This is a genomic window from Streptomyces sp. NRRL WC-3549 (genome assembly GCF_000721935.1).
Classification (GTDB): Bacteria; Actinomycetota; Actinomycetes; order Streptomycetales; family Streptomycetaceae; genus Streptomyces.
The window spans coordinates 12,423-17,760 of the sequence record NZ_KL585383.1 but is presented as its reverse complement, the minus strand read 5'-3'; the positions used below and the strand labels follow the sequence as shown (position 1 = coordinate 17,760).

Annotated in this window: 2 protein-coding genes and 1 pseudogene; 2 read left to right on the top strand and 1 reads right to left on the bottom strand. The window is 70.6% G+C overall.

Translation table 11 applies throughout. The features are described from left to right. Together IH13_RS36540 and IH13_RS44285 are read left to right on the top strand one after the other, a co-directional pair. A pseudogene (locus IH13_RS36540) lies at positions 1-2,964 on the top strand (hypothetical protein); the annotation flags it as partial. Beyond that, complete coding sequence (locus IH13_RS44285; protein WP_051835747.1) at positions 2,895-3,461, top strand: hypothetical protein; 567 nt, start codon at positions 2,895-2,897, stop codon at positions 3,459-3,461. The pseudogene IH13_RS36540 and the gene IH13_RS44285, both read left to right, overlap by 70 nt. 755 nt (positions 3,462-4,216) lie before the next feature. Here IH13_RS44285 and IH13_RS0102235 read toward each other — a convergent pair. After that, on the bottom strand, positions 4,217-5,338 hold a 1,122-nt coding region (locus tag IH13_RS0102235; RefSeq protein WP_031080566.1), incomplete at its 5' end, for an alpha/beta fold hydrolase.

Here is a 5,338-nt window from a genome sequence, read left to right as displayed (position 1 = left end):
GCCGCCGAGGCCGTGCGCGGCGCGGCTCGCCGCCTGCTGGACGTGCCGGTGTGGGAGGAGCTGCACCACGAGGAGAGCGCCGCGCTCGCCGCCTTGGCCCGGCTCATCAGGCTGGGACGACAGGCGGATGCCGCCACGGAGATCTTGGCTCTGCAGGGACAGGTCGTACGGGTCCTGCCCACGTGCGCCATGGCCGTGCTCATCGCTCCCGAGCTGACGCTGGACCAGCCGGTGGACGGTGCCGTGTGCCCCGCCGGGACCGGCATGGCACACGGCACCGCCGAACCCGCCGATGCCGAGACGACCGCAGAACACGAAACCGTGCAGTCGGCCGCACCGACCGAGACGATCGCGCCCCAGCCCGCCGCCGAGCCGGAAGCCACCACGACCGCCGTGCCGGTCCACGCCCCCAAGGCAGACGCCCGGCTGGCCGCCGCCAGCGACCCGGCGCCCTCTACGTCCGCTGACATGCCCGTCCAGGCACCTGCCGCACCCACGCTTTCCCCTGTTGAGGACACGCCCGTCCGGGAAGCGGCCCCGGCGGCGGGCGACGTCACCGATGAGGCCGCTATCGAGGGGGTCCTGGCGCGGTTGGTCGTGGAGCGGCGCTTCGGACTCGCCCACCATGTGGCAAGGGCTGCCGGCCACCCCGAGCCCCAGGTGGCGGCGATCCGCCTGGCCGGTGCCGCCGCGCTGCTGACGTCCGGGGACAGCCAGAGTGCCCGGCTGACGGCGGACCTGCTCCAGGGGTACGGCGGATATGCGGGCCAGGACACCGAGGGCAGCGAACTCCTCTTGCTGCCCGCCCTGCTGCGTACCGCGCTGATCACCGGTGACCACGCTGCGGGCGCTCAGCTCAAGGCGCTGGTGCCGAGGCTTCCGGACCGGCTGGGGGAGGCGGCGGCCGCCGTCGCCGACCGTGCCCTCAGCGGTGCCCTGCTGATCGCCTCGCCGCTGGTCGCCGACGTCTCCGAGACCGAGGCCCGGCTGCGGGAACTGCGTGATCAGAGCCGTACCCTGCTCTCGCCGCAGCGGCTGCGGTTCGCACGGGCGACGGAGATCGCCAAACGCTGGCTCGCACCCGACGACGGGATGCTCGGATCGCTGCTCATGACCGTCGTCGGTGACGACCGCGACGCGCTGCAGCAGGTGCGGGAGCAGGCCGATCGGCTGTCGAAACTGGCCGAGGTCAACAGCGAGATCGACCGCATGGACCGCAAGTACCGCTCGTCCAGCGGCAAGCCGCTTCAGGGCTCCGGGCGGCAGGACCTGGTGCATCTCGTGGAGCGGGCCGTCAGCCTGGTCAAGGAGTGGTGCCTGGCGGTCGACGGCACCCGTCGCGGCGACCGTTCCGACGGCAGCCGGGCGGTCAAGGAGATCTCCTCCCTGCGCCAGTCGCTGCTGGACGGCAGGGAAGCGGCGCTGGGCGAACTGGAGCGGTTGGCGCGGCGCCCGGACGCCCTCTCGGGCGCGATGGCCTGGGCGGCCCACGCCTCGATGGAGGAGCTCTTCGCTCTGCTGGCCGGCGACACCGTGACCACGCGTTCCGGCAGCCCCGTCGACCCAGCGCTCGTTCTGGACGCGGAGCTGCTGAAGGTGTGTGACACCCGTGACGAGCGGCCGTCGCCCGACGAACTGCTGACCGCGGTCCACCGGAGCTGGCAGGAGGCTCTGGACGAGCGGCTCTCCCACGACGCGTTCACCGCGGCTCGTGACATCGTCAAGCTGGCCGGACGCGGGCTGCTGCCTGCCGCTGGGGCGAGGGAGTTCGTCCCGCCTGCGGAAGCCGAGATCGACGACAGGGAGACCGCCCGGCGTGTGCAGCTGCGGAAGGCACACGACGCGCTTGTCGCCGAGCTGCACCGTGCGCAGGCCGACGGTGCCGTGACCGAGGACCAAGACTTGGGCCTTCAGGAGTTGCTCGCCGACGCCCACAACAGCCTCGAAAGCGGTGACCGACACGACCTGCTGCACGTGCGGCGGGCGCTCGACACGGTACGGAGTGGCCTGCCGGCCTTCCGGGAGCAGGCCGCGGATCGAATCCGGGCTCGACTCGACGCCCTGGACCCCTCCGTGGAGGAGCGGGCCCAGGTCCTGCGGCGCCTGGAGACGAACGACCTGGCCACCGCTGCCGACCTCGTTTACTTCCTGGAGATCGGCGAGCCGGTCCCGGAGATCGAGGGTGGCGAGTCCCATCTGACCGAGTTCTTCCCGGTCGTGCCCGACGGCCTGCCCGGAGGAATCGACCATGAACTCGTCGAGCTGGTCCGGTCAGGCGGTAAGCATCCAATGGTCCCCGTCCTGGACTACGGCGGCCTCTCCACCGACGAGGCGGCGCTGGCGGCCGACGCCCTCGACGAGTGGCGCGTGCTTGCCGCCACCGAACGCAAGGACCGGCTCCAGGTGGCTCCGACGCGACAGGTGCCTCCTCTCCTCAAGCTCTTCGGCTACGACGCCAAGAGCGCCAGGCCGCTCGACGACCGATCCCAGCACAGGCGGGAATACCGTCTCTTTGAAGCGACCGGCGTGGAGATCAACGGTAGAGCGGAGGCGCCCGCGTTCGGCTCGCAGATCAAGGAGCAGGGTGGCAACCTGCGGGTGATGATGGTCTGGGGTAGGCCGCCCGCCAAGGTCGTCATGAGCTGGGCGGAGCGCGACACCAGTGGAGCGAGCTCACCGACGTCGCCCGGACGTTGCGTACGATCGCCGGACCGATCGACGGCTGGACGCTGCCACCCGTGGGCAAGCCCAGCGTCTGCAAACAGGAACTCACTGGCGGACGCCCCCGAGAACGACGGGTCGTCATCAGCGACTTCGTCAACTACCGGGATCCGGTCCGGCCCGAGACCTGCCGCGAAGCCGTCGACCTGGCCGAGACGCTGCTGCCCGCCACTTTGGGGGTCACCCGCGCGGTCGTCATCGTCACCCACCCCGCTCAGCTCACCCTGTGGCGCGACCTGCTGACGGGAACCGAGCCCACCTCGGCCGCACCGGTGGTGCTGCGTAGGCACGACCATCGCAGCCTGCGCGGCTGGGCCCAGTGCATCAACATGTTCGACACGGAGGACCGCCTGGACCGTCTCCACGAACTGACCGGCGGCTGGCCGCTCCTGGTGGACCGGGCCCACCGCCTGCACAAGGAACTGGACGACCCTGACGAGGTGTTGCGGCGCTTGGCCGACCTCCGCGCGGATCGGGCCGAGGCCCGCGCGTTCGCCGAGGCGACCGGCGTGTACGCGGATCCGCTGCCGGCGGCCGGATACCGGTCCCTCAACGACGAGTTCAAGGACGGCCTCTTCGATCTGGAGGGCGCGGTTACCGCCGTCGTGCTCAAGATTGATGACGAGGATGAGGCAGAGTGGATCGTCGACCGCCTCGACGCTCTCCACGTCTTCGGCCGTGAGGACACCCAGCTGCGCCTGGAACCGGTGCTCCGGGAATGCGTGGCGCTCAACGGGTGACAGAGCCGCATGTGAATCGTGACCGGACACGGCCGTGGCGATCGCGGGCGTGCCGGTCACGGTTCAGCAGTGGGCGGAGGACCTGTTGTACGCAGGGCATGTCCGGTCACGACCAGGAACTCTGATAGAGCGCGCGAGCTCCTCCGTACTGCTCAGGGCTGAACGGACTGCGGCAACCAGTTCAGCCCGAGGGATCCGCCTCGCTCGCGCGCGCTGCCAGGTGGTCCGACACACCGCCCGGCGCTGTCCGCCGTGGCGCTCGTTTGACGCTCTGGGCCCCTGCGAGCTGCTGATCAAGCCGAGAATGCGCCTCTGACCTGGCCTTTTCTGTGACTTGCCCAGGCCGACACCTCAGGTCAGGGCCTGTCCGGTGGCGTAGATCGAAGGGGCGCCGAGGTGGGGCGACGCCTTTCGAGGTACTGCTGGTTCCTGATGGTCACCTGTCCCGGAAGGGACCAGCCCATGCCATGACCTGCGGCGATGACCGGTCGTGACGCGCCGACCCGCACGAATGGGCTTTCGCTTGTCTCACGCTTGCGCCCTTTGATGCGGCGGTGCCGGTCAACCCTCGCACACCCTGTGGCGAGCGGCCTGCCGCGCGATCCCGGCGGGCGGAGGCACAGGAGCTGATCGACAGGCTCGTCGCCGAGGGCCCGCGGGCTCAGCACTCGGCAGAGGTCGGCACGACGACCGACTCGCCCCGTAGGACACGGTCCTATCCTGCGACGTGGGTGCGATGTCCAGGGCCTGCCCGCCTACTTGTGGTCACGGAGGAAGGCCGGGATGTCGGCCCGCGTGGGGTAGTCGGGCAGTGGTGCGGGCTTGTCCTGGAGGAACGCGGTGATGACGGCTGCTGCCCGTTGATCGTTGTCACCCAGGCTGTTCCACATGTGGTGGCCGACACCGGGCATGTACTGAGTGCGCTGGATGGCGGGGTTGGCTGCGAGGAGGGTTGTCTGCCACTGCCGGATCTGGGAGGAGCATTCAGCGATCATGAGCATCGCGGGCGTCCTGGAGCGCCTCAACCGGCGGGTGATGGACGGGGAGTCCTTGATCGTCTGCTGGATGCGGAGGCTGGCAGCGGCACTGAAGGAGAAGTTCTCCGCAGTGTCCTCGACGGGGATGCGGTGCGCGTCCCGTGCGCAGTAGGCGGACGCGGTGTCGCTGCCGAGGTCGGCAGCGGTGAAGGCGTTGTCGCCCTCCGCCTGCCCTACCAGCCCGTTGTCCGGGCTGAGCAGTCCGAGCCGCATGAGGCCGAAGGCGACCGCGTACCGCGGGACGCGTGTGGAGCGCGGTCCGGTCATGGCCGGCGCGATGTCGCGGGCCGACGGCCGGCCCTTCTGCTCGGCCATGCGGGCGGTGGGGCCGTCCATCGGGCCCGGCTCGGCGATGACCGCTCGGCGCAGGTGGTCGGCGACGGCCGGGTCGGCGAGCGCACGGGTGAGCACGACCGCGCCCGAGGAGAAACCCAGTACGTCGGCGCGGCCCAGGCCGAGTTCGCTGACGAAGGCGCCGAGGTCGTGGACGGACCGCGTGATCGAGTACTGATTCATGGGCAGGAGGTCGCTGCGTCCGCCACCGGCCTGTTCGTAGGCGTACACGTCGTAACCCTGCCCCGCGAGCCGCTGCAGGAAGCGGTGGTCGAGCACTGAGATGCCGCGCACCGGGCCGCCGTTGAGGTAGACGAGCGGGGCGCGTTGCCGGGGGCCGTCGCCGGTGGGCAGGTAGTGGTAGACCGCGACCCGGCTGCCGGTGGACAGGCGCACGTGCTCGGTGGTCACGAACGGCAGGGCGGGCGGGCGGTGGCGCGTTGCGGGGACGGTGGGGACGCACACCGACAGGGTCAGGACCGTTGCGACGAGGACCGGCAGGAAGGG